Source organism: Chryseobacterium sp. GW821-FHT04C04 (assembly GCF_059420365.1).
Genome location: NZ_JBWKTO010000010.1, coordinates 24,068 through 50,845 on the forward strand (window position 1 = coordinate 24,068; position 26,778 = coordinate 50,845).

The 26,778-nt window shown below is 35.9% G+C and carries 26 protein-coding genes; 12 read left to right on the top strand and 14 right to left on the bottom strand.

From position 1 onward, the window contains the following. Positions 1 to 76 precede the first annotated feature (76 nt). The 4 genes from AC07UM_RS23475 to AC07UM_RS23490 form a co-directional block, all read right to left on the bottom strand. Complete coding sequence (locus AC07UM_RS23475) at positions 77 to 754, bottom strand: hypothetical protein (RefSeq protein WP_494685180.1); 678 nt, start codon at positions 752 to 754, stop codon at positions 77 to 79. A 77-nt stretch (positions 755 to 831) separates the two neighbouring features. Next, positions 832 to 2,055, bottom strand: coding sequence for a 3-phosphoshikimate 1-carboxyvinyltransferase (locus AC07UM_RS23480; protein ID WP_494685179.1), 1,224 nt, complete (start codon positions 2,053 to 2,055; stop codon positions 832 to 834). Positions 2,056 to 2,125: 70 nt separating this feature from the next. Next, entirely contained in the window at positions 2,126 to 2,452 is a 327-nt protein-coding gene (locus AC07UM_RS23485) for a nucleotide pyrophosphohydrolase (RefSeq protein WP_034692883.1), read from the bottom strand. After that, a complete protein-coding gene (locus AC07UM_RS23490) occupies positions 2,452 to 3,861 on the bottom strand; it encodes a hypothetical protein (RefSeq protein ID WP_494685178.1) in 1,410 nt (469 codons plus the stop codon). Before AC07UM_RS23490 ends, AC07UM_RS23485 begins: the two co-directional genes overlap by 1 nt. Positions 3,862 to 4,044: 183 nt before the next feature. Between AC07UM_RS23490 and AC07UM_RS23495 the strand changes: the two genes are divergently transcribed. From AC07UM_RS23495 to AC07UM_RS23530, 8 genes are all read left to right on the top strand, one after another. Next, on the top strand, positions 4,045 to 4,296 hold the full coding sequence (locus AC07UM_RS23495) for a type B 50S ribosomal protein L31 (RefSeq protein WP_047489008.1): 252 nt from the start codon (positions 4,045 to 4,047) through the stop codon (positions 4,294 to 4,296). A 252-nt stretch (positions 4,297 to 4,548) separates the two neighbouring features. Further along, on the top strand, positions 4,549 to 5,709 hold the full coding sequence (locus AC07UM_RS23500; RefSeq protein WP_494685177.1) for a GlmU family protein: 1,161 nt from the start codon (positions 4,549 to 4,551) through the stop codon (positions 5,707 to 5,709). Positions 5,710 to 5,809: 100 nt separating this feature from the next. Then, the gene (locus AC07UM_RS23505) at positions 5,810 to 6,319 is read left to right on the top strand and encodes a GFO_1088 family ECF-type sigma factor (RefSeq protein ID WP_103231273.1); all 510 of its coding nucleotides are present in this window, start codon (positions 5,810 to 5,812) and stop codon (positions 6,317 to 6,319) included. Further along, positions 6,294 to 6,974: a hypothetical protein gene (locus AC07UM_RS23510; protein WP_494685176.1), complete on the top strand. Its 681-nt coding sequence runs from the start codon at positions 6,294 to 6,296 to the stop codon at positions 6,972 to 6,974. The genes AC07UM_RS23505 and AC07UM_RS23510 overlap by 26 nt, the downstream gene beginning before the upstream one ends. A gap of 16 nt (positions 6,975 to 6,990) precedes the next feature. Continuing rightward, the gene (locus AC07UM_RS23515) at positions 6,991 to 8,277 is read left to right on the top strand and encodes a DUF4252 domain-containing protein (RefSeq protein ID WP_494724342.1); all 1,287 of its coding nucleotides are present in this window, start codon (positions 6,991 to 6,993) and stop codon (positions 8,275 to 8,277) included. A gap of 10 nt (positions 8,278 to 8,287) precedes the next feature. Then, the gene (locus AC07UM_RS23520; protein ID WP_494685174.1) at positions 8,288 to 8,794 is read left to right on the top strand and encodes a DUF4252 domain-containing protein; all 507 of its coding nucleotides are present in this window, start codon (positions 8,288 to 8,290) and stop codon (positions 8,792 to 8,794) included. 185 nt (positions 8,795 to 8,979) lie between these two features. Then, a complete protein-coding gene (gene guaB / locus AC07UM_RS23525) occupies positions 8,980 to 10,440 on the top strand; it encodes an IMP dehydrogenase (protein WP_494685173.1) in 1,461 nt (486 codons plus the stop codon). Positions 10,441 to 10,790: 350 nt separating this feature from the next. Then, on the top strand, positions 10,791 to 12,656 hold the full coding sequence (locus tag AC07UM_RS23530; RefSeq protein ID WP_494685172.1) for a GEVED domain-containing protein: 1,866 nt from the start codon (positions 10,791 to 10,793) through the stop codon (positions 12,654 to 12,656). Positions 12,657 to 12,817: 161 nt separating this feature from the next. Here AC07UM_RS23530 and AC07UM_RS23535 read toward each other — a convergent pair whose 3' ends face one another. From AC07UM_RS23535 to ruvC, 4 genes are all read right to left on the bottom strand, one after another. Beyond that, positions 12,818 to 13,510, bottom strand: a complete 693-nt coding sequence (locus AC07UM_RS23535) for a T9SS type A sorting domain-containing protein (RefSeq protein ID WP_494685171.1) — start codon at positions 13,508 to 13,510, stop codon at positions 12,818 to 12,820. Positions 13,511 to 13,515: 5 nt separating this feature from the next. After that, a complete protein-coding gene (locus AC07UM_RS23540) occupies positions 13,516 to 14,109 on the bottom strand; it encodes a phage tail protein (RefSeq protein WP_494685170.1) in 594 nt (197 codons plus the stop codon). 194 nt (positions 14,110 to 14,303) lie between these two features. Next, positions 14,304 to 15,374, bottom strand: a complete 1,071-nt coding sequence (locus AC07UM_RS23545; RefSeq protein ID WP_494685169.1) for a DUF4407 domain-containing protein — start codon at positions 15,372 to 15,374, stop codon at positions 14,304 to 14,306. A gap of 151 nt (positions 15,375 to 15,525) precedes the next feature. After that, positions 15,526 to 16,080 (bottom strand): crossover junction endodeoxyribonuclease RuvC, encoded by a 555-nt coding sequence (gene ruvC, locus AC07UM_RS23550; RefSeq protein ID WP_318846282.1) that lies wholly within the window; start codon positions 16,078 to 16,080, stop codon positions 15,526 to 15,528. 101 nt (positions 16,081 to 16,181) lie between these two features. Between ruvC and AC07UM_RS23555 the strand changes: the two genes are divergently transcribed. Beyond that, on the top strand, positions 16,182 to 16,673 hold the full coding sequence (locus AC07UM_RS23555) for a hypothetical protein (protein ID WP_494685168.1): 492 nt from the start codon (positions 16,182 to 16,184) through the stop codon (positions 16,671 to 16,673). Positions 16,674 to 16,675: 2 nt separating this feature from the next. Next, positions 16,676 to 18,034: a T9SS type A sorting domain-containing protein gene (locus AC07UM_RS23560; protein WP_494685167.1), complete on the top strand. Its 1,359-nt coding sequence runs from the start codon at positions 16,676 to 16,678 to the stop codon at positions 18,032 to 18,034. A gap of 30 nt (positions 18,035 to 18,064) precedes the next feature. Here the strand turns inward: AC07UM_RS23560 and AC07UM_RS23565 are convergent, their stop codons facing one another. Then, entirely contained in the window at positions 18,065 to 18,589 is a 525-nt protein-coding gene (locus AC07UM_RS23565; RefSeq protein ID WP_494685166.1) for a 2'-5' RNA ligase family protein, read from the bottom strand. Between the two features lie 81 nt (positions 18,590 to 18,670). Between AC07UM_RS23565 and AC07UM_RS23570 the strand changes: the two genes are divergently transcribed. Beyond that, the gene (locus tag AC07UM_RS23570) at positions 18,671 to 18,994 is read left to right on the top strand and encodes a PadR family transcriptional regulator (RefSeq protein WP_494685165.1); all 324 of its coding nucleotides are present in this window, start codon (positions 18,671 to 18,673) and stop codon (positions 18,992 to 18,994) included. Next, positions 18,991 to 19,710, top strand: coding sequence for a hypothetical protein (locus AC07UM_RS23575; RefSeq protein ID WP_494685164.1), 720 nt, complete (start codon positions 18,991 to 18,993; stop codon positions 19,708 to 19,710). Before AC07UM_RS23570 ends, AC07UM_RS23575 begins: the two co-directional genes overlap by 4 nt. 14 nt (positions 19,711 to 19,724) lie before the next feature. On the opposite strand, the gene AC07UM_RS23580 is transcribed toward AC07UM_RS23575, so the two are convergent. The 5 genes from AC07UM_RS23580 to AC07UM_RS23600 form a co-directional block, all read right to left on the bottom strand. Then, positions 19,725 to 20,834, bottom strand: a complete 1,110-nt coding sequence (locus AC07UM_RS23580) for a serine hydrolase domain-containing protein (protein ID WP_494685163.1) — start codon at positions 20,832 to 20,834, stop codon at positions 19,725 to 19,727. A 305-nt stretch (positions 20,835 to 21,139) separates the two neighbouring features. Beyond that, positions 21,140 to 21,847, bottom strand: coding sequence for a Dph6-related ATP pyrophosphatase (locus tag AC07UM_RS23585; protein ID WP_494685162.1), 708 nt, complete (start codon positions 21,845 to 21,847; stop codon positions 21,140 to 21,142). A 43-nt stretch (positions 21,848 to 21,890) separates the two neighbouring features. Continuing rightward, entirely contained in the window at positions 21,891 to 22,934 is a 1,044-nt protein-coding gene (locus AC07UM_RS23590) for a hypothetical protein (RefSeq protein WP_494685161.1), read from the bottom strand. A 77-nt stretch (positions 22,935 to 23,011) separates the two neighbouring features. Next, positions 23,012 to 23,212: a hypothetical protein gene (locus tag AC07UM_RS23595; protein WP_494685160.1), complete on the bottom strand. Its 201-nt coding sequence runs from the start codon at positions 23,210 to 23,212 to the stop codon at positions 23,012 to 23,014. 169 nt (positions 23,213 to 23,381) lie between these two features. Further along, positions 23,382 to 26,729 (bottom strand): methylmalonyl-CoA mutase family protein, encoded by a 3,348-nt coding sequence (locus AC07UM_RS23600; protein ID WP_494685159.1) that lies wholly within the window; start codon positions 26,727 to 26,729, stop codon positions 23,382 to 23,384. Positions 26,730 to 26,778 lie beyond the last annotated feature (49 nt).

Here is a 26,778-nt window from a genome sequence, read left to right on the forward strand (position 1 = left end):
CCTCTTTGCTTTCTTTAATATTGCTGCAGTATTGTTTTTACTTTGCGTTTAAAAATTAAGCAAGAAGATTTTTATTTTAAAAAACAAAAACCTCTTTCAGCCCGGGAAATCTGAAGCTGTGATCTCCGATAAAGAAATCATTCATTTTAATAAGCGGGAATTTATGGGTAAATTCTTTGTGTAAGTTTTCGGGTACTTTAGTTTCATCAGCACAGGATGAATATTCTCTGTCAACAATAACCTTTCCTGTAGAAAAATTGATTTCATTGGTAAAACTGAAATCACAGGTATCTTCAAAATGATCGTGTAAACCTATCAGATAGAAATCTCTGTTCTGAAATCTGAAGGTATGTTTATATTGCTGGGTATGTCTGGAGTTGGTAAAAAACTGCTGTTCAATAGTAAGGCAGTTATTTTTTATATTGATTTCAAGAACGTTATCAGAAGGATAAAATCCGAACCCGCTTGAGAAAAGGAGTGTAGAATTTTCTTTCCAGATGGTGAGATTGCCGTTTTCATTTTTCAGAATATAGAAAACCCTTTTGTCGTCGCTTGTGCCCTCCAGATTTTGGTTGTCCGACGCTTTTATATTGGTGTCAAATACCAAGACGACTTCATCTTTTCCATCTTTATCCAGATCTCCTTTAGCTTCAGCAATTTTAGTATATCCGTTCGGTATTGAGAAATTTCTCAGACTTTGAGCATAGAAACCTGTGACAGATAGAAAAACTAAAAAGGAGAAAAGTATTTTCATTGGAACAGCAATTTATAAATGCAGTAATTTGAAATAAAGATATTCATTTTCAAATTACCGCACTTTCAAATATCAGATTATTGAGTTACCACGCTGCTAAGGTCTTCCCAGAACATAGGGTAAGACTTTTCTACTACATCCTCATCCTCTATATTCAGTTCTTTAATCAGACAGAACGGAGCAAAACTCATTGCCATTCTGTGATCCTGATACGTTTTGATCGAAATATTTTCTTCCGGTTCTCCGAAACTGAGTGATTGAATGGTTAAATCTGTAATTTCTGTTTCAGTACCCAGTTTTTTAAGCTCATTATACAATGCCAGAAGCCTGTCGGTTTCTTTTACTCTTAAAGTTCCCAATCCGGAAATATCAAAAGGAATCTTTAAAGCTGCAGCTGTTACACAAAGCGTTTGTGCAATATCAGGGCAGTTGTTCATATCCAGAACGATTTTTTCCGGGAAAGAAAAATCAGGCTGAGGTTCAAGGGTTAATTTATGCTCATCTTCAGAGAATGTAGTCTTAATTCCGAAGAACTTCTCGTAGATGCTTGCAATGGCAGAATCTCCCTGAGTAGACTCTTTATAAAAACTTTTCAGGTGAATCGTTTCTCTTCCCAAAGCACAGATAGAGTAGAAGTATGAAGCTGAGCTCCAGTCGCTTTCGACTTCATAATGTACTGTAGCAGAATCGTTTTCAGGAGCGAAAGAATGTACTTTGATGGTATTCCCTTCAAAGCTGTTTTGTATTCCAAACTTAGTAAGAATATCAAGAGTCATTTCAATATAAGACCTTGATGTAACTTCTCCTACAAGATTAATTTCCAGTCCGTTTTCAAGTTTTCCAGCAACAAGAAGCAAAGACGTGATAAACTGGCTTGAAATATTTGCCGGAACATTTACAGACGTTTGAGTAATCTTTTTTCCTGTAATTTTTAAAGGAGGAAAACCTTCATTCTCCATATACTCAATTTCTACTCCAAGATCTCTCAAAGCACTTACCAGGTTTTTGATTGGTCTTTCTTTCATCCTCCCAGATCCGGTAAGGATAGTTGTCTTCCCTTCCTGAATAGAATAATAAGAAGTGAGAAAACGCATTGCCGTTCCCGCATGATGAATGTCTACCACATCCGTATCCTCAGATAATGCCTTTTTCAAAAGCTGTGTATCCTGAGAATTGGATAAATTTCCGATTTTTATATTGCTAAACAAACTTTCCAGAATCAATAAACGATTCGAAATACTTTTCGAACCGCTGATCTGTACTGTTTTTTCGCCTAATAATTTTGATTTTTCTAGCTTCATTATGATCTACATTATATTTAAAAATGATGAGTTTACAATTCATTGATAATTCATAACTCATCATTTATAATTATTTAAGTTTTTCGTTATTCTGATGCCGGTCTTTATCCCGGTCAGTCTTTATTTTCATCTTTCTGTCAAAAGCATCCTGCAGATTTACTCCGGTCTGGTTGGCCAGACATAATGTTACAAAAAGGACATCTGCCAGTTCTTCACCAAGATCTTTATTCTTATCACTTTCCTTTTCGCTTTGCTCACCATATCTTCTGGCAATGATTCTTGCCACTTCACCTACTTCCTCTGTCAGCATCGCCATATTGGTAAGCTCATTAAAGTATCTTACCCCAATGGTTTTGATCCATTCATCGACTTGCTGTTGTAACTGGGTAATTTCCATTATTGATAAGCTCCTAGAGTTGGGTTAGTCGTTCTGGATACATTGACAATATCGAAAGGTACCGTTGCTGCAACAGCTGTATTGCCTTTACCAATGGCTGGCGAAGTAGATTTTACCCTTAAATTCATTTTAGCCATAAAATAATTGACAAACTGAGGATCGGTATTCTTTGTTGTTTGTACCACACCTGGATTATTGTCAAAAGTGAAGCCTGCACCTGTAGCACTGGTATATTTTATGAGTGAATTTTGAAGTAAGAACTCAAACTGTTGTCCAGGAGTTGCTTCAAAATGAACAGCATCATCTCTGTCAGAATATACAATACTGTTTTTGATGTTAAGCTGTTGTAGAGCTCCCTGCTGTGATTGCCCTGCATCATTCTTCCATTCATTAGCTGCAAAAATTCCTGTTCTGTCGAAAGAACTCATTGTTTTAGAATAGTTTGCAATCGTAGCATGGGTATAGTTGTGTTTTCCACCCAGGAAAATTCCGATACATGATAAACCACAATTGTTCATCACAAGATTGTTGGCATTTACTGTAGAACCTACCGCGTAAATTCCATATTCAAAGAATGTATGAATGAATGAATTGGTGATAGTAGCATTGGTTTGTCTCATATCAAGCCCTCTCGTTCCCCCGAAAAGTCTTGCATGGTTCATTTTAAGAGTAGAATTTGCTTCCATTTTGATAGAATTCCAGTTTTTAGGAATGGTATCATAATAAGGATCATTTCTGTCTCCACGAAGAATCACCTGATCGGCCATTGTTCCGTTGATATTTAAGACCGCCCCGGAAGAAACTTTCATTCCACTGTTTTTGTGGAAATACACTTTAGTTCCGGCGTTTATATCAAGAGTTACACTTGGATTGATGGTAAGGTTTCCGTAGATGATCTTTGCTTTATTGTTATTCCACGTTGTAGAATTGGTAATTACATTCGGGTTCCCGGGAGTTTGAATAAAAAATTCAGCATCCTGAACTACAGAAAATAAAGTCACATGCTGCTGTCCCGTAGGTCCGGTGAAAAGAACTTTGTCTTCAGCAATAGCTTCAGGCCCGGTAGCTGTAGGGGCAATTTCAACAAAAATATAAAGGCTGTCCTTCTTTCTTAAAGGAACATTCTTAAAATCATATCCCGGCTTTCCATCTACATTGATTCTATATAAGGAAGCAGCTCCTTTTTCAAGATTTACTCTTGGGATCATGATATCCTTATCTTCATTATTATATACCTTTACAACATATGTTTCTGAACGCACCTGGTGATATACCGTATCACAGAATACGGTGTCTCTTGAAAAACTCAGCTCCTGTGTAGGGCTGTCAAACGTAATATCATCCTTATTACACGATACCGCTATCAGTAACATCCAGAAGGAAAAAGCCAGTAATAATTTGAATTTCATTGAAATTAAAGTTTAAGTAGGTTCCAAATTTAACGAAAATACTTTAAATTTCTTATCAAGAAAAAAAAATGAATTCAGTATTTGGAATTTAGAAAAAATGTTGTATTTTTGCAACCTAAAATTTAGCAGAGAAATATCCATTACTATTTCGAAAGCAAACTTAATTTTTTTAAAAATAGTATTATGAAAAACGGAATCCACCCAGAAAATTATAGACTTGTTGTTTTCAAAGATATGAGTAACGACGAGGTGTTTCTTTGCAAGTCTACTGCGGAAACAAAAGACACTATCGAGTACGAAGGACAAGAGTATCCTCTAATCAAAATGGAAATCTCTTCTAGTTCTCACCCTTTCTACACAGGAAAAGTTAAATTAGTTGACACAGCTGGTAGAGTTGATAAGTTCATGAACAAATACAAAAAATTCGCTAAGTAATTTTTGTATCCTTAAAAATATAGAAGTCTTCCAATTTTTGGAAGACTTTTTTTATGTAAATCAGGGCACTGCTTGATATTCAATAGGAATGGGCTTTAGCCCGTTTAATAAAATAAAGAATTCTATTCATTGGCTTTAGCCAAAACTTATTCTACATTTCCCAACTTCCCACTTCTTTTTGTATTTTTGTTTAGAAAGAATTTAGAATCTACAGGTTCTATTCTCTAACTTCTAATCTTTAACTTCTAAAAAATGCAATTAGTATTTTCAGACGCACAATATTGGGAAGACTTTCTTCCACTTACTTTTACCCGACCGGTTGCTGCGATGCGATGCGGAATCCTGACATTCTCTGAGAGATGGCAGAAAATCCTGGAAAATGCAGAAGTGTCTTATTTCACGGAAATGTATCTTCAGGATAAATTTAAAAGTCCCGATGAAAAAGAAAGTCTCTTTTTAGTTCCGAACTTCCTGCCTACGGAAACTGTAATTCAGCAGATTAAAGATCTTAAGCCGGGAGAAGCATTGGTTTATGAAGATGAATTAATCGCTGCTAAAATCAATATGAAAGATTTTTCTCTGAATCAGATTGAAAAAATGACAGATATTAAGGAAGAGCTTATTTTCTTTAAAAGGCCAAAAGATTTATTTTCCTATAATCATCACGCTATTGATTTCGATTTTGAATTGCTTACCAAAGGAAAAACCTCACAGGAATTATCCTCAACAAATGGCTTTTTAGGAGATAAAAAAGATCTGTTTATCGAAGAAGGTGCTGAAATTGAATTTTCCACACTGAATACCAAAACCGGGAAAATCTATATCGGTAAAAATGCCGAAGTTATGGAAGGCTGCCATCTTCGAGGTCCTATTACACTTGGAGAAGACTCTAAGTTTAATCTAGGAGCCAAAATTTATGGAGCAACCACTATTGGTCCGCACTGTAAAGTAGGAGGGGAAGTGAATAATATTATCATTTTCGGATATACCAGTAAAGGGCATGAAGGTTTCATCGGAAACTCTGTAATAGGAGAGTGGTGCAACTTCGGTGCTGATACTAATTCCTCCAATCTTAAAAATAATTACAGCCCTGTAAAACTTTGGAACTACAGAATAAAGGCATTTGAAGATACAGGGTTACAGTTTGCAGGTCTGATTATGGGAGATCATTCCAAAACAGCCATCAATACCCAGCTGAATACTGGAACCGTAATTGGTGTAGCTTCTAATATATTTAAACCAGGCTTTCCACCCAACCTTGTGGAAAATTTTTCATGGGGCGGATTGAAAGATGATGAAAGATTTAAGCTGGATAAAGTGTATGAAGTGGCAGAAAGGGCTATGGCCAGAAGAAAAGTGGCTTTAGCAGAAGAAGATAAAGCAATTTTAAAACATATTTTTGATACGTATTAATTCTATAAAAATAAAAAACTTCAATTTTTTTTGAAGTTTTTTTATTTTTGATGTAATAGATTTGAAACGGCAGTTGTCTTACCTATAAGAAACAAAACTCATGACCCAAGAAACTTTCAAGAATACGGTGTTTATTCTCAAAGACGAGATGTATCGTTTTGCGAAGCGGTTTGTCATGAGCAGTGATGAAGCAGAAGATGTAGTGCAGGATCTCATGATAAAGTTTTGGCAGAAGAGGGATGAGCTTGAGCAATTTGGAAATTTTAAGTCCTATGCGCTGAAGTCTGTTCGGAACGAATGCCTGAACCGGCTAAAGCATCACGATGTCAAGATAGGCTTTGCGGATATGCAGCTTCATCGCTCGGAGCTTTATAGTATGGAAGTTGATAACCTTAAGGAACATATTATAGGATTTATCAATCAGCTCCCGGAGAAACAAAAGATGGTCATCCACTTGAAAGATGTAGAAGAATATGATGTTTCCGAAATTTCTGAAATGCTGGAAATGGAGGAAAATGCAGTAAGGGTAAACCTTATGCGTGCGAGACAAAAAGTAAAAGAACAAATCTCACAACTGATGAGCTATGAAAAAAGATCAATTACAAGATAAATACGACGAAATCTTCGGGGATATCAGGAAAGAAAAAATGGACTGGAGCTTTGAAGACTTTCTTCAGAGTGCAGAAGGTGCGGAACCGGAACAGAATACTGCACCTATTATTCCATTGGAAGAAAAGAAAAAGCCCTCTTTTCCTAAATGGTTCTGGATGGCCGCCAGTGTAATGCTGGTTTTCGGAATAGGATTCTTTCTGAATAATAACACCGGTACAGAAGTACAGGACAGAGGAAAACTGGTGAAAGATGAAATCTTAAAACAGAAGTCCGGATTTATTGAAGAGAACAGTGACCACCAGGAACAGGTTGCCGTGAATCACACAGACTCTATTTCCGGAGTGAAAAAAGATTCTGTTTTTCAGGATAACCAGGTAGCAGAAAAAGATGTAATGGACGAGATCCTGCCAAAAAGAGGAAGACTCAAAAAGGAAATGAGACCCAGATACGTCAGCAATTCCTCAAACAATAAAAGTATAAATGATTCAGCATCAGCTTACAATGATTCTTATGTAATTGTAAACGGTAAAAGAATCAGTAGTGAAAAAGAAGCCCTGGATGTTACCAGATATTCCTTTATGAAATTAGGAAATGAGTTTAAAAAAACAGTAGCATCTTCTCAAAAAAATGAAAATCTTGACAGCGAATACTAAAAATCAGACCAATCCCATGAAAAAAATATTTTTTATAATAGCCATAATGCTAAGCAGTTTTGCAACTTATTCTGCACAGACTGAGAAATTGGACAAGCTTTTTCAGGATTTTGAAAAAAATGGAAGAGTAACCTCTATCAATATCAAAAAACCAATGTTCAAACTATTGAATACAATAGATGTGAATGATGCCTATATCGGAAAAATAAAACCTATTCTGAACGAGGTGGATGGTCTTAAAATTCTGATTATCCCAAAAATCACCTTTCCGGATCGTTTAAAAGATGAAAATCTTGCCAATATAAAAATGAACGAAGACAAAACGGAGAGAGTAAATAAAGCTTTGAGATCTCTTAACTTCAATGAGTTGATGTCTATGAGCAGTGATGGAACTTCCATGAAGTTTCTTGCTGAAGATGAAAAAGATAACTATCTGGAAAATCTGGTTTTCAATGTTGATTCCAAAGAAGAGAATATTATTTTTATTCTCAACGGAAAAATGAAATTGTCAGATGTCAATAAGATCATTAATTCTGGCGAAACAACCACTTCTTCTGTTACAACTTCCGTGAGAAATGACCTTACTTCTGGTAATACATCTTCTTACCTGAACGGGGACAACAGAAATGTAGGTGAATTTTCTAAAATAGATGCCAGTGTAGGCGTAAATGTTACCTTCAAGCAGGAAAATACAAGAAGTGTAAAAGTGATTGCTGATGCAGATAAACTTCAATATGTTATCACTAAGGTAGAAAATGGAGTGTTAAAAATCTATGTAGATAATAAAGGAGTTCGGAACCTGAGGTTTAAAAACCTGAATGTTAACGTTTCTGCTCCTAATCTTCACAGTATAAAAACTTCATCAGGAAGTATTTTTACAGCAGTAAACCCTGTTACGGAAAATAGTATGGAGATTGATGCGGAATCGGGTTCTATTATTAAAGGAACTTTCAATGCCAAACAAGCTGCTGCTATTACTGTGAGTTCAGGCGCTGTTTTGAATACTGAACTTACAACACAGAAGCTGGCTTTAGATATTTCAAGTGGAGCAAGTGTGAGCTTATCCGGGGAAGCGGTTTCTGCAGTGATTGATATTTCAAGTGGAGCATCTTGTAAAGCAGACGACCTTAAGATTGCTACAGCAGTGGCAGAATCTACCTCAGGAGCAAGTCTTTCTCTGTTGGTGACTGATAAACTGAAAGTAAGTGTTTCTTCAGGTGCTTCCGTAAAACTAAGAGGAAATCCGGAGCTGGATGCCAAAGTAGATAAAGTTTCGGGAGGAAGCCTCAGACAAATCAAATAAAAACTAAACTATGAAGACTCTTAAAAACATTTTCCTTACTATTCTGACAATAGGTATGCTTCAATCATGCATCGTTTCTGAAAAACCGAACATTGACTTTTTTCAAAATTCAAAGTATGATTTCAAGGGGGTTCGGTTCGCTAGTATTAATGTACCCATGATTTTAGCTAAATCTTATATTAAAAAAGCTTTAAGGGAAGAAGGGGAAAGTGAAGAGACCATCAATCTGGTAAAGAAGGCTTCTAAGATAAAAGTGCTTACTGTAACCAATGGGAGTCAAGAAATGCTTAATGATTATACCCAATATCTGAATAATAACCATTATGAGGAATGGGCTACCATAAAGCATGACGGAGATAATATCAATGTAAGGGTAAAGCAAGATGGAGATGTTATTAAAAACATGCTGCTTACCGTAGGATCCAATAATCATGAAATGGTTTTCGTAGATGTGAAAGGAAATTTTACAGCTAACGATATTTCCAAAATGATCAATTCCATTTCTGTAAATAATTAATTAAAACCTTTAATGTAGTAACTAGCAATTAGTTTCAAACATATTCAATTATTTTGTACCGTAACCGTTCTTATAAAAAGAGCGGTTTTTTCGATTTAAGTTATTGATTATTAAATTTTATTTAAACTATTAAAAAGGATTTTCATATCTCACTAAAATAACCTAATTTTGCAAAGAAAGTAAAGATGTCTATTCATAACAAAATTGTAGAGACAGCCATCACTTTCGATGACGTTCTTCTAGTCCCTTCTTATTCAGAAGTTTTACCTAACCAGGTTTCATTAAAATCAAGACTTACCGACAAAATCACGCTGAATGTTCCGATAGTTTCCGCTGCGATGGACACTGTTACTGAAGCTGATCTGTCAATTGCTTTAGCAAGAGTCGGAGGTTTAGGCTTTATTCACAAAAACATGACGATCGATGAGCAGGCTGCTCAGGTAAACCGCGTGAAGCGTTCCGAAAACGGAATGATCTCCGATCCGGTAACATTATCCAAAGACCATACTTTAGCTGAAGCTAAAGCATTGATGTCCAAATATAAAATTTCAGGACTTCCAGTAGTGAATGCTGATAATGTTCTGATCGGAATTATTACCAACAGAGATGTAAAGTATCAGGAAAATCTTGATATGAAAGTAGAAGAGATCATGACCAAAGAAAATCTGATCACTTCCGACAAAAACACCAACCTTGAAAAGGCAAAAGAAATCCTTCTTAAGAACAGAGTTGAAAAACTTCCTATTGTAGATAAAGAAAATAAACTTGTAGGACTTATTACGATCAAGGATATTGACAATCAATTGGAATACCCGAACGCAAATAAAGATGAAAATGGTCGTCTTATTGTAGGAGCCGGAGTAGGTGTAGGAGAAGATACATTGGTAAGAATTGAAGCTTTGGTAAAAGCCGGAGTTGATATTGTAGCAATTGATTCTGCTCACGGCCATTCTAAAGGAGTTCTTGATAAAATTGCTGAAATCAGAAAAAAATATCCGAACCTTGATATTGTAGGAGGGAATATTGTTACTGCAGAAGCTGCAAAAGACCTTATTGAAGCAGGTGCAAACGTACTTAAAGTAGGGGTTGGTCCAGGTTCTATCTGTACTACCAGAGTAGTTGCCGGGGTAGGAGTTCCTCAGCTATCTGCCATCTATAACGTTTACGAATATGCTAAGTCTCAAAATGTAACAGTAATTGCTGATGGAGGAATCAAACTTTCGGGAGATATCGTTAAAGCTATTGCAAGTGGAGCAGGTGCAGTAATGCTAGGTTCACTTTTAGCTGGTACAGATGAGGCTCCGGGTGAAGAAATTATCTTCCAGGGAAGAAAATTCAAATCTTACCAGGGGATGGGAAGCCTTTCGGCAATGAAGAGAGGAGGGAAAGAAAGATATTTCCAGAGTGAAGCCAAGAAATTCGTTCCGGAAGGAATCGAAGGAAGAGTACCACATAAAGGAAAATTGGAAGATGTAATTTTCCAGTTGACAGGAGGTTTGAGAGCAGGTATGGGATACTGTGGAGCTAAGGATATTGAGACTCTGCAAAAAGATTCTAAATTGGTAATGATTACAGGAAGCGGATTGAAAGAATCTCATCCGCATGATGTCATTATTACGCAGGAAGCTCCGAATTATTCTTTATAAAATTATAATTGAATTTTTATACGAAAAACCGCACAATTAGTGCGGTTTTTTTATTTTGTGATTTCGTTTTAATGTTTTGATTTAAAATATATTAGTTTCAATTTTTTATTTTATTGAATTGTCTATTTGTTTATATTTTTTGTTTTTTACTGATAATAAATTAATTAAAATATGCTCTATTTGAAATGATGTTAATTTTATTTTCAGGTTAAAATGTAACAATAATGTATCTTTTTCTACTAACTGTAGTAAAGTTTTAAGTTTTGTGATGATTTTTAGTTATAAATATCACTGATTGATTCATGAAATTAATAAATTTGCAACTTGTTTAATTTTTTTAAATTATTGAAATGAAGAGAACTATACTTTGTGGAGTATTATTGCTATCCCTGTCGGTATCAGCACAACAAAAAAAAGATTGGTGTGACTTTGATAGCGAGCAGAGAGTGCACCAAAAACAGAATGGGGAAATTGATGAAATGATTCGCAATATCCGTAACAAAATTATCAGCAGTAATCAAAATACTTCTGCTAAAAATGCAAGTGCATATAAGATTGTAAATGGAGTTTATGAAATTCCGGTAGTTGTACACGTAATAGCACCTACTGGTACTACTATAGGAAGTGCTTATAACAAGAGTGATGCACAAATTCAGGCTTGGCTGGACCGTTGTAATCAAATGTATGCAGGTACTTATCAATGGGCTCAGGGAATTCCTGCTGATTTTGGTAATGCAGCTACAATGCCGATCAAATTAGTATTGGCAAAAAGGGATCCTAGCTGTAATGCTACTACAGGGATTATTCGATATAATGGAGGGGCTCTTGCAGGATATGATGCTTACGGGGTAAAACGTAATGGTACAAACGGTGTTACTACGGCACAGGTAAAAACGATTGCTCCACACTGGCCAGAAGCTTCTTACTTTAACATCTATATTATGAATAAAGTAGATGGTGGTGGACAATATGGTATTATGGGATGGGCAGGTTTGCCTCAAAATCCTGATTCTTCTTACGAATCCTTTATGAAGTCTTTTGTAGTTACTTTACAGGATGATATTACTTTAGCTCATGAGTTTGGACATAGTATGGGATTACTTCATACTTTTGGAAATGTAGATCCTGATGCACCACAAGGTGATACTACTACTAATTTCTGCCCGCCAACCACTGGTAACTGTGCTACGGATGATGATCAGGTTTGTGATACAGAAAGATCAAGAAGTCTACTGAATGACCCTGCTCCTACCAATAATGATATGAATTATTGTTCTGGGGTAAATTACCAGGGAGTACAGTATAATATGATGAATTATACGAACCCAATTGCATTTAAGTTTACTAATGGGCAACATGATAGAGCTGCTCTTTACTTCTTTTTAATGAAAGGGGGATTAAGTACTTCATTAGGAGCAACAGCACCTTCTGCAACAACTCCGGTTGGAACACCTATTGCTGCGACATGTAATCCAAGTGGTATAGCTACACCAAGTAATTATTTTGTAGGACCTACTTTAGTGAAGTTAGGGAATATTAATAATGCATCTACAGGATACTGGCAGAGTGCTGCTAACTTTTATGAAGATTATACAGGCGCAAGCTGTTTGAGAGCAACATCAACGGAACTTGCAGCAACTGGTACTCATAATCTTCAGGTAAATGTTTCAGATTCAAATAATGATGTGAGAGTTTGGATTGACTATAATAATAACGGAAGTTTTGAAGCATCTGAACTTGTTGGTTCAGCTGACAATATTATTGCAGATCCTACAACACTAATAGGAACTTACAGTACTACAATTACAGCTCCTGCTTCTGCAGTATTGAATACTCCGTTAAGAATGAGAGTACTTGTAGATGATGAAAATACTAACATGACTCCTTGTGGACAATTAAAGTACGGTCAGGTTGAAGATTATACAGTGAAATTTGTTACCAACTTGGGAACAAGTGAAGTGAAAGCAGATAATGGTGATTTAACAATTTATCCTAACCCGGTAGCAACTGGTGATAAGATTTTCATTAAAGCTAAAAATGGTAAAAATTTAAAAGTTTCTATTTCTGATATGTCAGGAAGATTGGTAGCTAGCCCATCTGTAACTGAAGAAGGAAGTGGGGTTTTCAAAGTAGACCAACAGTTAGAAAAAGGAGTTTACATGATTCAGGTTTCTAATGGAAAAGAATCTAAAGCTTCTAAATTGATCATCAAATAAATTGATCAAAATTTAAAATAAATATTAATGCCTCCATTTAGTGGAGGCATTTTTTTATTCAATCTTAGTGTATCTACCCAAAAAATACTTCTTATCCTGAAAAACAAAAGCTTCCGGAAATTCCGAAAGCTTTAACCATTTATTTTCTATAAAATAGGAGTTTATTTTTTTACAAATTTAAATTGATGAGTCTGAAAATTTCGGGTATTTATTTTCATTACATATCCACCAGGGACAAGTTGAGAAACGTCAATCTTTGAATCAAACGATTCCGATTTTACCAAACGTCCGTCCATATTATAGATTTGGACAGACAATCCGTTGTCAATACCGGAAATATGTATAAAATCACTCACAGGATTAGGGAAAACCTGGATTTTATTTTTTGAATTTTCTGATGTTCCTAATGTGGTATTCTGTACATCACCAGTCATTGTAGAGTTTACAGCGGTAAGATTTCCTCCACATTGTCCGTTCGTCATGGCTGTATTTTCAACCCAGGTTCCGATACTGTTGCCTGGAGGTATAGGAACAGAATTGTTTCCTGTTGAGTTATAATAAATTAAAAATGGAGTTGTGAAAGTACCATTTCCTTCATCACCAAGAAATTCCCATCTCGTAAGAGTATTGTTCCATTGGATTTTAAACTCGCAGGTTCCTAGTCCGCTACAATCTTGTCCACCATCAATAGGAGTTGTCATATAGATGTTCTTATTAAAAGCATCTACTCCGGTTTTGTTAAAGGTATAAGTATTGGGTGGGCTACTGAAGAGATTCGGACATCCATTAAAAGTTATAGTTTGAGCGAAAGCTGAGCTTACGATAGTCAAACATAATAAGTAAAGAATTTTCATAATGATTAGTTTTGGGATGGAAAGACTCCTACTAATGAAATAATGCATTTCAGAGTAATAAAAGGAGGTCTGTTTTCATGGGCCTGATTTCCTCCTGTGTTGTTTATCATTGTACTTTTCATCGTAGTATTTGCTGTTGCGTCAGAATACTCTTTGTCAAGAATTTTGGTGTCTGCCGGAAGACTGTTGGTAGGAGAATTTTGATTTCCCTCGGCCGTTACAGCATTTACCGTATGGCTATGTGCTGGCATTTGTGTTACCAATAACGTTACACTCTCAGTTCCTCCGGTTTGTCCCATAGTATAAGTAGTGGGTCCTCCCGGAGCCTGTCCGTTATGAACAAGTACTCTTCCTCTCATATCCGGTAAAGCAAATGTAGTTGTTCCGTTTCCTCCGTAAGTAGTCCCCAGAAGTGAAAAAAGAGCTTGGTTTTGTGCTATGGCAAGAAGTTGTCCGTTGCATTCTGCCCAGTTTTTCGGAACAAAGGTGTAAGGTACAAAAGCAATTTGTCCTAAATATGGGTCTGATGCCTGAGCTTTTAAAGCAGGAGCAAATGCACCGCAGATTAGCAGTGTACATGCGAAAAATAAGTTTTTCATGATGACAAGGATTTTAAGTAATATAAAATTATAAAATATTTCCTATAAAATCAATTATAAAAAGAAAAACCTTTCATTTATTTAATGAAAGGTGGTTTTTATTATCTAATATTTGAATTTTTATAGATTTTTTCTCTAATTTTTAAAAAGTCAATAGGCAATACATATAATGATTGGTTTATGAGTATTCATCTTTAATTTTTCAATTTATCTTTAAAATCTTCAATCCTGAAATCTGTCAAAGCATTTCCTTTTTCAATTTTTTCTTTGGAATACAGTCTGAAATTGTTTTCCGTTTTTTCTAAAAGATAATCGTAAGGGCCTATATGGGAAATTAATTTTACCAGAACCGGAGAAATCTCAAGACAGATAAACAATCCCATGATAAAGGATGCCGCAAGTCCTATAATTGCAGAGTTTTTTCCAAGTTCATCCAACGCCTGAAGCCTTGCAGCAAAACCATTGAATTTATCTTCAAAAGTCTCGGTAGATTTTCTTTCGGTTTCCAGATTGGTATATACCTTAGATATTTCTTTATCCAAATACTCCAGTCGTGGAGCGGCCTGCTTTTGATAATTTTCCAGATCCTGTCTGCGCTGTTCTTTTAATTCCTGTTTACGTTTAGCATTAGGTCCATAACCTTCCTTTCCACTTGTTAAGCCAGATTGTTTTCCCAGGATTTCTTTCTCAAGTTCTACCGAAGCAGAGTCATATGATTTCTGATACTGTGCGATTTTTCCTGAAATCTGTTGTTTTTCTGTCTCAAAAGGTCCGCTTTGCTGAAGAATTCTTCCACTCATCTCCCCTTGAAGCTGCTTTTTATTCCTTTGAATAATGGTATTCAATTGCTTGTTCACTTCTTTTTCAAAGATTTTAAGCTCTAGTGGTTTAGAAATAATAATTCCTAAAAATGTAGCAAGGATAAGACGAGGAATGGCCATCAGAATCTGATTCCACCAGGTTCCGGTTTTTTTGATGGAAGAAACAATATAACGGTCAAGATTGAAAATCATCAATCCCCAGAGAATTCCAAATCCTACTGAAGCCCAGATATTGTCGAATACAGTATACATAGCATATCCTGCAGATAAAGTAGCGAATACCGCAGTGAAAAGTACGATCCCTCCAATCCCGGAAAATTTATTCCATTCACTTGGAGTCTTTCTTAAAATATGGATGTTCCCTCCGGAACACACCATCAGAAACTTTTGGAACCAGTTTATTTTATGAGTTCCTTGATTTATAGTTTGTTGGTTTGTTTTCATAGCTGAAAATTTATACAAAGGTAATACTAAAAATCATACCAATGTTAAAGATAGTATTATGTTTTACCAAGTAACTATATATGTCTGTATAAATTATTATAATCTAACAGGTTAAAGTTGATATGTGAAAATGATAAATGTAAATCTAAAATTATTTCAACCTATCCGGATTCTGCTTCAAAAAACTCTCCCACCCGGAATACGATTTGGTATCCGTTATGGTCCCAGAATTAAAATGATGACATACCGCAACGGCAAGACCATCGGAAGCATCTAAGTATTTTGTAGGGAATTCCTTTAAGTTAAGAAGGTTTTGCAGCATTCCTGCTACCTGTTCTTTGCTGGCGTTTCCATTTCCGGTAATGGCCATTTTGATTTTTTTTGGAGAATATTCAGTAATCGGAATATTTCTGTAAAGGCTGGCAGCCATGGCAACTCCTTGTGCACGGCCAAGTTTCAGCATACTTTGTACATTTTTCCCAAAGAAAGGAGCCTCCAGAGCTACTTCATCAGGATGAAACTCATCAATAAGAGAAAGTGTTCTTTCAAAAATATATTTAAGCTTTGTTTCGTGATTAGGATATTTCTTCAAGATGAGTTCATGGATAGAAACCATCTCCATTTTTCCTTTTTTTACGGAGATGATACCAAATCCCATGATGGCTGTTCCCGGGTCAATCCCTAAAATTATTTTCTCTGAAATCATTGCCTCAAAGATAGGGCTTTCTAAGTTTTTGAAGAATGAAAAGTATTAAAAGTGGTTTTTATTTATATGTAAAACTTTAGTAACTTTAAACAAAAATGATTATGAAAAATCTATTTAATATGTTAATTGTTCCTGTCTTTCTGCTATGCAGTTTCCAGAAAGAAAATGAATTATCACAAGATAGGAAGCTGATTCAGACAAAAGCCACAGTAAAGAGTGATCGTATTATTTATCTGTTTTTCAAGGCAGATAAAGATCAATCAGGAAATGTGAAAATTGCTCTTCAGCATACTAAAATTGCAGACGGCAGATTGAAGCAGGTCACTTCTTTTGATAGAAATGAAGTTCATAAAGGAGATCTTATCATTACGTTGGCAGAGTCAGGTGGAAAAGAAGTGGCAAAACAGCTTGTGAAAGATCCTTTAAATCCAGAGCTGGAAGTGTACGAAAAAGAAGGAGTTTCCAGACATAAAGCTTCCCTTCAAAATACGGAGTTCAGTGCCCGATTTTCCTACTCAGGAAATGTTCAGCTCGTGAAGGTGGAGAAAGCAACAGAAGATGGGGTACAACTATTATTCACACAAAAACTATAATCATGAAAAAAACTTTATTATCCCTTTTTATCGGAAGCTGCTGCTTTGCCCAGACCTTCGAAACAGTCCCGCTTTTGCAGAACGGAGACAATAGCAAGCGTGTTATTATTGCAGTGCTGGGAGACGGATTTACCGCTGCACAGCAAACTGCTTTCACTACATCAGCTCAAAATACCATCAATTATCTTTTTACAAAAAGTCCTTATACAGAATATAAAAATTATTTTAATGCCTATGCTGTAAAAGTAGTTTCAACAGAATCGGGAGTGAAACATCCCGGAACAGCAACAGATGTTACAGAGCCTGTAATCCCTGTATCCAATCCTAATAATTATCTTGGATCTACTTTCGATGTGGGAGTACATAGATGTATCTATAGTAATACAACCAATAAAGTGGGACAAGTTCTTGCTGCCAATATTCCAGATTATGATATCACTTATGTATTGGGTAATTCTACAGAATATGGCGGGTGCGGAGGAGCTTACGCTTTTGCTTCCCTAAATGGATCTGCTAATGAAATTGTTGTGCATGAGCTAGGACATTCTTTCGGTAAGTTAGCCGATGAATATTGGTTTGCCGGTTCATTAGAATCCGCAAATAAAACACAAAACTCAAACCCGGCTACTATAAAATGGAAAAATTGGGTGGGGTTAAACGGAGTAGGAGTGTATCCTTATACTGAAAGTCCAACCTGGTTCCGACCCCATCAGAGTTGTGAAATGAGGTATCTTAACCAGCAGTTTTGTTCTGTGTGTAAAGAAGCGATTATTGAAAAGATACATACTCTGGTTTCTCCTGTAGATTCCTATACTCCGGCAAATAATACTTCAGTGGATGCTACAGCAAATGTTACTTTTACTGTCACTGAAATTCTTCCTATCCCTAATACATTGGTGAATACCTGGAGTCTCAATGGAACGGTGCTGGGATCTACAGGAAGCTCTATTACCATTACTCCTGCACAACTTAATAGCGGAAATAATACGTTGATATTTTCTGTAGTAGATAATAATCCACTTTTGAAAGTAGATAATCACAGTACGCTTCATGTTACAAACGTTTCCTGGACACTGACTAAATCTACTCTCAAAGTTTCAGAAGTAAAAGCTGAAGAAAGACGTTTCAGTATCTATCCGAATCCTACAGATGGAGAATTTTATATTAAAGGAAAGCAGGAATTTTCAAAAGATATAAAAATTGAAGTATATGATGCTTCCGGAAGGCTTATCCCATCTAGATTTGAATTAAAAGATTCCGGAATAAAGGTTGATATTAAAAACTTCCCGGCAGGTACTTATCTATTGAATGTAATAGAAAACAAGAACCTGATTATTTCTCAGAAGATTATAAAAGAATAAATTTAACTGAACCGGCTCCCACAGCCGGTTTTATTTTTTCAGCCTTTTTTCTGCAATAGGAACCCATTGCCCCTCATGACGTAATAGTAAAATCTTGTCAACTAAGAATTTAGTTTGGTATTTCTGTTCTTTATATTTTTCCCAGGCCTTGAGGTAATTTTCCCAGGTCAGATCTCTGTATCCTACAGTCACATGCGGAGTGAAAGAATATTTTGCAAAATTGAACTGCTGCTTTACATTGTGATAAATTTCTGTCAGGTGTAAATTTTCTTCCGGTCGAATAAATAGTACAGGATTTTTGGGATTGGGGAAACTTCCAAAACCGTTCAGTTCAATAGTAAAAGGATCCATTGCTGTATTGATCTTCTGGAAAGCAGTATGGATATCACTTTCCAGCTCAATTTCTCTGGAGAAAGGAGGGAAAAGAGTAATGTGGGCTTCATTTTTCAAGGCTTTCGAATTGACATAATTAATTGCCAAATCTCTTTTAAAGACTTTTACTTCTTCTATGATCTCTTGAGGAGGATAGATTGCGATGAAGTACATTTTTTTCATAAGACAAATTAAAAGATTTTAGATTAAAATCATATACATAAGAAAATTATGCATATGTTTGCAATGTATAGAAATCATTTCATGAAAAAGAACAGTCTTTATAAAGGTACCCTGCAGAATATTATTTTGAAGCTTCTTTCAAAAGAGGTTAAAATGTATGGCTACCAGCTCACCCAAAGGGCAAAAGAGCTTACACAAGGTGAGCTTGAAATGACCGAAGGTGCACTTTATCCATTGCTGCACAAACTGGAAAGCGAGGGAATGATTATTTCCGAGCTTCAGAAGATCAATGGTAGAGACCGGAAATATTATCTGCTGACTGAAAAGGGTAAGAAACAACAGGCAGAAAAAGAGACTGAGATGAAAAGTTATTTGTTAAATCTACAGACAATTTTCAATATATGATAACCGAAGCACAGGAAAGTAAAGTCACAGATTATCTTGTTGCTCAGCAGCTTTCATTGGATATTCTTGTGGAAATCAGAGATCATATGATCAGTCAGATTTTGGATCTGCAGTTCAATGAGAATTTGAGTTTTGAAGATGCTTTTTTAAAGATCAAAGAATCCTGGAATGGAGAGTTTAAGATGGTTAATTATCTGTTGTTTTATCCGGAGAAAATACCTTTGATTGCCAAAAGAATTATTCAGGAGAAATATAGCGGTCTTTTCAAAAAATCTTTAATAGTAAGTATTTCAGCTTTGGTGATTAACCTGCTGCTGATCTTTATAGCAGGAAATCAAGAAGAATATCAGCTCTTTTTCAGACTGCTTAATGGTTCATTTGTACTGATGACTATATTGGTCTGGATTTTTAATTATAAAATCTGGAAATATATAAAGGCTGATTTTAAATATAGGGGGAAATGCCTGTATACGATGTATCAGCAGAATCTGGGATTGATGGTTGTATGTACTACCTCAATGACTCAGGTAGCAATGAAGAGCGGATTTTATGGTTACCAGTTTATCAAAGAACAGAATTATAGTGATGTTTTCATAGCCTCGATCACCTTGATTCTTCCATTTGTACTACAGACAGCTCTTGTTTTTGCTGTATTGAATTTTCTTGAACATAAAAAAAATTTAATAAAAATGAAGGAATTCATTAAGACGGCCTAGATATATGATTAAAACTAATGTTTTGATCTAAGCTGTGTAAGGGTGTTCTCAAGATGATCTGTAATCTTTTTTACTTCAATATGAGGTCTGAAGATCAAGCCTTTTCCTTTTTCCTCATCTGCAATATTAGACAAAATGATCACAGACGTTTTGGTATCAGGATAATAGATGTTTAATGAAGGAGATCCTTTTATATAGCCACTATGAAAATAAGAATTAGGCTGTCCGATATTTAGCATGATTCCGTAGGCATAGCCCATTTTACCAAATATAGCATGATGTCTTTCCGCACTTTTTGCCATAAAAAGCTTCAGGGTTTCGGGTTTTAAAATTTTCCCACCATACAAGGCATTGTTCCATGAATGAAGATCTTGAATAGTTGACAATATTCCGCCGGCAGGAGTTCCGATTTCCCGTCCGCCTAATCTTTTCGGCATATTGGGAACTTCTGAAAATTTAGCAGGGGTGCCGACATAAGCACTGGCAAAATTATTTCCTTTAAAAATATCTCCTGTGGAGGAATGGGACATCCCAGCTTTTTTAAAAAGCTCAAGAACATTCTCATCATATGATTTACCCGATACCTTTTCTACAATTTTTCCAAGGGTATTAAACCCATCATTGGAATAAAAGAAATCTGATCCGCTCTTAAACATCAGCTTTCCACCCATGATGTTCAATCCTGAAGAATGGTTTAATAGTTGATGAATTGTAGTGTTTTCATATTCTTTGGTCTGAAATTCCTTGAGGTATTTTGAAGCTTTATCTGTCACATTCAGTTTTCCCTGTTCCATCTGGAGTAAGATCAGAACGGCTGTGAACTGCTTGCTTACAGACCCTATAGCAAAAATGGTACTGCTGTCAATTTTAGTTTTTTTCTTAAAATCTGAATAACCGTTTTCTCTTTTGTACAGTGTAGTGGAATCTTTAAAAACAGCAATACTTCCATTAAAATGATACTTTTTAAAAGCAGAATCAATCTGTTGCTCTAAAAGGGTTTTCTGAAAAGCAGAGATGGTAGAATCAATAATTGCTTTTTTATCAACAGGAGGAACTGATGGTTTTTCGGTTGTACAAGAAAACAAGAAACAGAAAATGGAGAGGAATACTAAATTTTTTATCACTGGTGTTGTATTTTAAATAATGATTGTCCTCTTAAAGATACTAAAATATCCAGAAGAGCAGTAAGGGATACAAATTGCGTGCTAGGAAGAGATTTTGGATCAATTTAATCCGGATTTAATACAACTTTAAAGAGTATTGAATAGATGATCTGTCACAAGATCATGAAAGTAGATTTGAAAAGGAGTTGTTTTTGTGAACGGGATGGGCAATGGAAAAGATATTCAGCTGGTCGTCTGGATGATGAATAAAGGGTCGCCAAATTAAAATAATACATAGAAAAGCCTGTGGATGAATGTTCACAGACTTATTTTAACAGCAGGTCACAGAACCAGAAAACATAGTCTTCATCTTCTTCAGGAGCTGTTTTAGGCTTGGGATAGGTTTTCCTGACGGTCTCTCCAATTTCAAACGGAACCGGATTTTTAAAAATAGGTCCATCAAAAGTAAAGGTGTGAAATTCTCCGTTTTCACCACATGGGTCTACATTTGCAGGAAGATCATCAAGAAACTTCTGATCAATGATTCGTCCTGCAAAACTTTGATCAAGGTAAGATCCGTTCACGCAGGTTACAATTGTTTTAAACCCTAATTCTAAAAATTCATGGATGAGGTTGGAGGTGTTCTGTTTCCAAAGAGGAAATACAGCTTTCATACCGATTGCATTGAGCTGGTCTTCGCGATATTTTCGCAGATCTTCCAAAAAAATATCTCCGAAAACAGAATGGGTAATGCCTTGAGCCTGAACTTCAGACATCACTTTACTCATAATTTGCTGATATTCTTCCATGGAGGGTTCTTTAGGCAGTTCCATGGTCATCAATGGAAATCCCAGACTTTCCGCTTGTTTTTCTAAAAGAGAAACGTGAACACCATGCATAGAAATCCTTTGAAATTCTGCATTGATACTTGTAAGCAGGGTAGAAATTTCATATTGGTCTTCCTGAAGGGTTTTGTAAAGGGCAAGAGCAGAATCTTTTCCGCTGCTCCAGTTGAATAAAGCTTTTGGTTTCATTTTAAAAAATAAAAATCTCCCAAAAATAAGGAGATTTTATCGCTTAATAATTTTTGTTTTGAATTTCTTTGATCGGAACAAACCCGCCATTGAAATAATCGATTTTCATTTCAAAAGGATAGGCTGGATTGCTCATGATCAAAACTCCGATGGCTCCGAAGAATGCAGCACTGGTTACCATCATACTTCCTGCATTGGGATTTGATCTTATTTTTCCGATGAAATAATAATCGTTGTCTCGTTTTGCTGCCTTTGTAAACAGATTTTCTATGGAGAGATAGATATAAGGTTCGCCTTTGTATACAATAGCATAAATACCGTCCTTTTTGATCTCTTTTTCCTTCCCGTCTTCCATTTCGTAAATTCTGACAATCTTAGGAGAATTACCATAAAACTTGACATTGCCAATGGGTTTTTCCGGCTGTTGGTTTTTTAAAGAATTATAATCCTTATACACACCATCTTTCAGTTGAGGTGAATGATAAAAACTGATGGACTGCTTGGCTACATCATCAAAGTTATTAATCTGCTCCAAAGTATAATGATTGATAACTTCAGGCTTTTTAGAGGCATTTTTAATAATGAAATCAGCAAGCATTTCACTTCCTTTTTCAAGTGTTTGTTTTGTGACATCAGTTGCTTTGATATCAATAACTCTATCGGTCTGATCCATCAAAGAGTAGGTCCCATCATTATTTTTTGAAAATAGAAACCCCTGGAAATAGCAGTATCCATGTTCACTGAGCTTGGCTGTAACCTCCGCAAAATACAATTGCTTCAGGTACAGAACCATAGTTCCATCTTCAGTATCACCTTCATTGATGCTGTTCAGGATACTTTGAAATTGACTTGATATACTGGAGGTGGGAACCACTTTAGCTTTGGCATTCAACATGCCTTGTTGTACAATTCCTAAGGAAGTGGTGTCTTCTCTTTTATCAATAAGTTGTATTGTTTTATAATAGCTTTTTTCTACTTTATGACTGGGTAGGCTGATGGTAAATGGTTCAGTGCGTTTTTGGCTCCACAAAGTAGAGGTAATACAAGTGAGAACCAAGAACAGAGTTTTCTCAAAATTATTTTTCATGGCTAATTAGTTTTAAGATAAAAATATAAAAAAACTCCCAATACTTTCAGGAGTTTTTATTTACAAAGGAGATTTCCTTATTTTGAAGCCGGCTTTCCGTAGTTGTTGATTGGGTTTGTAATATCAATTTTTTCCTTTTCCGCCTGATCTCTTTTTTGTAATTCTTCAACATTTCTAGTCATATCACTTTTGTGAGATGTACCTATAGGATTTGTTTTACAGGAACTCAATCCAGCCAAAAGACCAAACACCGAAATAATTTTAATAAATGTTCTCATTCAAATTTTTGATGACAAATATATATCATTGGGTAACTTATTTTTGATTTTTAACAAACATTATAATGATACCTGCTAAAATTTAGATTTTTTTTACACTAAAATAAATAAACCTCAAAGAAATTTCCTTGAGGTTTAATTTATAAAAAATGTATGTCCAACTACGGGATTACATATTTCTTCTATATTTACCGCCTACTTCAAATAAAGCATTGGTAATTTGTCCTAAAGAACAATATTTTACGGCATCCATCATCACACCAAATAGGTTTTGCTGATTAATTGCGGCATATTGCAGTTTTCTAAGGGCTTCCTCAGATTTATCTTCATTAGATTTCTGGAAATTATGAAGCGTTTCAATCTGAACCTGTTTTTCTTCTTCAGTAGAACGGATAACTTCTCCAGGACGAACTGTTGGTGAGCCATCTTTTCCAAGGAAAGTATTAACCCCGATGATAGGATATTCTCCGGTATGCTTCAGCCATTCGTAATGCATAGATTCCTCCTGGATTTTAGAACGCTGATACATAGTTTCCATAGCTCCAAGAACACCCCCTCTTTCTGTAATTCTGTCGAATTCTGTATAAACAGCTTCCTCCACAAGATCCGTCAATTCTTCAATGATAAATGACCCCTGTAATGGATTTTCGTTTTTAGCCAATCCTAATTCTTTGTTGATTATCAGCTGAATAGCCATTGCTCTTCTTACAGACTGCTCAGTAGGAGTCGTGATCGCTTCGTCATAAGCATTGGTGTGAAGTGAATTACAGTTATCATAGATCGCGTAAAGCGCCTGAAGAGTCGTTCTGATGTCATTGAAATCAATTTCCTGAGCGTGTAGAGAACGTCCTGAAGTCTGGATGTGGTATTTCAACATCTGGCTTCTTTCGTCAGCTCCGTATTTTAATTTCATCGCTTTTGCCCAGATTCTTCTTGCTACACGTCCGATTACTGAATATTCAGGGTCGATACCGTTAGAGAAGAAGAACGATAGGTTGGGTGCAAAATCATTGATATCCATTCCTCTTGACAAATAATATTCCACATAGGTGAAACCGTTTGCTAAGGTAAATGCCAACTGAGAAACCGGATTGGCTCCTGCTTCTGCAATATGGTATCCTGAAATAGAAACTGAGTAGAAGTTTCTTACTTTTTCTGTAATGAAATACTCCTGAACGTCACCCATTAATCTCAGGGCAAATTCGGTGGAGAAAATACAGGTATTCTGAGCCTGGTCTTCTTTTAGAATATCAGCCTGAACGGTACCACGAACGGTAGCAATCGTTTTAGCCTTAATTTCAGCATACGCTTCAGCTGGAATAACTTCATCTCCTGTAATTCCTAATAGTTTTAACCCTAAACCGTTGTTAGATGGAGGCAGTTCACCATTGTATTTTGGTCTTTCCAGACCTTTATCGTCAAATTTTGCTTTTAAAACAGCTTCAACTTTAGATTCCAACCCATGTTGGGCAATATATTTTTCAACATTCTGGTCTATGGCAGCATTCATAAAGAAAGCCAGCAGCATGGGAGCAGGTCCGTTGATGGTCATTGAAACTGAAGTTAATGCATTTACCAAATCAAATCCTGAATACAGTTTTTTTGCATCATCCAGTGTTGCAATAGAAACTCCTGCATTTCCGATTTTACCATAAATATCTGGTGGTAAAGCAGGATCCTGACCGTATAAAGTCACAGAGTCAAAGGCTGTAGATAAACGTTTTGCAGGCATTTCTGCAGAAACATAATGGAATCTTCTATTGGTTCTTTCCGGTCCTCCTTCTCCGGCAAACATCCTTGTAGGATCTTCACCTGTTCTTTTGAAAGGATAGATTCCTGCTGTAAAAGGAAATCCTCCCGGAAGGTTTTCCTGACCTTTCCATTTGATCAGATCGCCCCAGTCTGTATATTTTGGTAAGGCAATTTTGGGGATTCTTAAATGGGATAAAGATTCTGTTGAAGTCTCAACTTTAATTTCTTTTCCACGAACGAAATAAGAATAAAACTCTTCATGGAAAGCTTTTTTCGTATCATCCCACGTTTTTAGGAAGTCAATATTTTCCTGTTGAAGATCTTTTTCTGCCTTTTGATATTCGGCATCTAAAATTTCATTGGAAATAATATTTTTTACTCCGTCAATATGATACATTTTTCTGGCTAATTCAGCCTGTTTTTCAACATTAGCATCATATATTTTGTTGTTTTCAACAATTTCAGATAAATAACGAACCCTTTTTGGAGGAATAATGGTTACTTCTTCTGTAATTTCCTGTTCAACAAATGTTTTTAATTGTAAGTCGGAGAATTTATCGTTTACTTTTGAAATTAATCTGTTGTATAATTCTGTTGTTCCGTGATCATTAAACTGAGATGCTTTTGTTGCATAAACAGGCATATCGTCTAATGGACTTTCCCACAATAAATGGTTTCTCTGGAACTGCTTTCTTACCGCTTGTAGAGCATCAAGAGCGCCACGTTTGTCAGATTTATTTAAAGCTACCAGATCCGCATAGTCTAACATGTCGATTTTTTCCAGCTGCGTAGAAGCTCCATATTCAGGAGTCATCACATACATGGAAACATCTGCAAAATCAGAAACTTCAGAACCGGACTGTCCAATACCTGACGTTTCTAAAATGATAACATCAGGATGCGCTAATTTCAAGACATTCAATGCAGAATGAATGAACGGAGAAACCGAAACGTTATTTTCTCTGGTTGCCATAGAACGCATATAAACCCTCGGGTCATTGATTGCGTTCATACGGATTCTGTCTCCCAATAAAGCACCTCCTGTTTTCTTTTTCGAAGGGTCGATGGAGATAATAGCAATTTTTTTATCAGTATTTGAACGTAAGAAACGTCTTACCAATTCATCTGTTAAAGAAGATTTACCAGCTCCACCAGTACCTGTTATACCAATGATAGGAATGGTTAAACCTTTAGATTTTTCGTCGATTGCTTTTACAAGCTCAGGTTTTTCTTCCGAGAAATTCTCAACTGCAGATATGATTTTAGCAATGCTTGTAGAATTTTCAAAGCTAATGGAATCTAAATCATCTGCCGTTACTTCTTTCCCTGTTGCAAAGTCTGATCTGTTGACCAAATCATCAATCATTCCCTGAAGACCAAGCTCACGGCCATCATCCGGAGAGTAAATTCTGTCGATCCCGTAATCCATCAATTCTTTGATTTCTTCCGGAAGAATTACACCACCGCCGCCGCCAAAAATTTTGATCTGAGGTGAATTTTTTTCTCTTAAAAGGTCATAGATATATTTGAAATATTCATTGTGCCCCCCCTGATATGAAGTTAATGCAATTGCATTGGCATCTTCCTGGATTGCTGTATTCACAACTTCCTCTGCTGATTTATCGTGTCCTAAATGGATCACTTCGCATCCTGTTCCCTGAATAACACGACGCATAATATTGATCGCAGCATCGTGGCCATCAAATAATGAGGCCGCAGTTACGATTCTTACCTTGTTGGTTGGAGTATATTTTTGGGTTTCCATAAAAATTCTAGAAAGTTTCTAAGTTCTCAAATATAGTAATAAAATGAAA

Coding starts and splice junctions, on each gene's coding strand:
- AC07UM_RS23575 (WP_494685164.1), top strand. CDS start 18,991: ATGATAACCGAAGCACAGGAAAGTAAAGTCACAGATTATCTTGTTGCT.
- AC07UM_RS23480 (WP_494685179.1), bottom strand. CDS start 2,055: ATGAAGCTAGAAAAATCAAAATTATTAGGCGAAAAAACAGTACAGATC.
- AC07UM_RS23570 (WP_494685165.1), top strand. CDS start 18,671: ATGAAAAAGAACAGTCTTTATAAAGGTACCCTGCAGAATATTATTTTG.
- AC07UM_RS23500 (WP_494685177.1), top strand. CDS start 4,549: ATGCAATTAGTATTTTCAGACGCACAATATTGGGAAGACTTTCTTCCA.
- AC07UM_RS23600 (WP_494685159.1), bottom strand. CDS start 26,729: ATGGAAACCCAAAAATATACTCCAACCAACAAGGTAAGAATCGTAACT.
- AC07UM_RS23590 (WP_494685161.1), bottom strand. CDS start 22,934: ATGAAAAATAATTTTGAGAAAACTCTGTTCTTGGTTCTCACTTGTATT.
- AC07UM_RS23510 (WP_494685176.1), top strand. CDS start 6,294: ATGAAAAAAGATCAATTACAAGATAAATACGACGAAATCTTCGGGGAT.
- AC07UM_RS23475 (WP_494685180.1), bottom strand. CDS start 754: ATGAAAATACTTTTCTCCTTTTTAGTTTTTCTATCTGTCACAGGTTTC.
- AC07UM_RS23560 (WP_494685167.1), top strand. CDS start 16,676: ATGAAAAAAACTTTATTATCCCTTTTTATCGGAAGCTGCTGCTTTGCC.
- AC07UM_RS23565 (WP_494685166.1), bottom strand. CDS start 18,589: ATGAAAAAAATGTACTTCATCGCAATCTATCCTCCTCAAGAGATCATA.
- AC07UM_RS23505 (WP_103231273.1), top strand. CDS start 5,810: ATGACCCAAGAAACTTTCAAGAATACGGTGTTTATTCTCAAAGACGAG.
- AC07UM_RS23595 (WP_494685160.1), bottom strand. CDS start 23,212: ATGAGAACATTTATTAAAATTATTTCGGTGTTTGGTCTTTTGGCTGGA.
- AC07UM_RS23555 (WP_494685168.1), top strand. CDS start 16,182: ATGAAAAATCTATTTAATATGTTAATTGTTCCTGTCTTTCTGCTATGC.
- AC07UM_RS23515 (WP_494724342.1), top strand. CDS start 6,991: ATGAAAAAAATATTTTTTATAATAGCCATAATGCTAAGCAGTTTTGCA.
- AC07UM_RS23535 (WP_494685171.1), bottom strand. CDS start 13,510: ATGAAAATTCTTTACTTATTATGTTTGACTATCGTAAGCTCAGCTTTC.
- AC07UM_RS23585 (WP_494685162.1), bottom strand. CDS start 21,847: ATGAAACCAAAAGCTTTATTCAACTGGAGCAGCGGAAAAGATTCTGCT.
- AC07UM_RS23495 (WP_047489008.1), top strand. CDS start 4,045: ATGAAAAACGGAATCCACCCAGAAAATTATAGACTTGTTGTTTTCAAA.
- guaB (WP_494685173.1), top strand. CDS start 8,980: ATGTCTATTCATAACAAAATTGTAGAGACAGCCATCACTTTCGATGAC.
- AC07UM_RS23545 (WP_494685169.1), bottom strand. CDS start 15,374: ATGAAAACAAACCAACAAACTATAAATCAAGGAACTCATAAAATAAAC.
- AC07UM_RS23485 (WP_034692883.1), bottom strand. CDS start 2,452: ATGGAAATTACCCAGTTACAACAGCAAGTCGATGAATGGATCAAAACC.
- AC07UM_RS23490 (WP_494685178.1), bottom strand. CDS start 3,861: ATGAAATTCAAATTATTACTGGCTTTTTCCTTCTGGATGTTACTGATA.
- ruvC (WP_318846282.1), bottom strand. CDS start 16,080: ATGATTTCAGAGAAAATAATTTTAGGGATTGACCCGGGAACAGCCATC.
- AC07UM_RS23520 (WP_494685174.1), top strand. CDS start 8,288: ATGAAGACTCTTAAAAACATTTTCCTTACTATTCTGACAATAGGTATG.
- AC07UM_RS23540 (WP_494685170.1), bottom strand. CDS start 14,109: ATGAAAAACTTATTTTTCGCATGTACACTGCTAATCTGCGGTGCATTT.
- AC07UM_RS23530 (WP_494685172.1), top strand. CDS start 10,791: ATGAAGAGAACTATACTTTGTGGAGTATTATTGCTATCCCTGTCGGTA.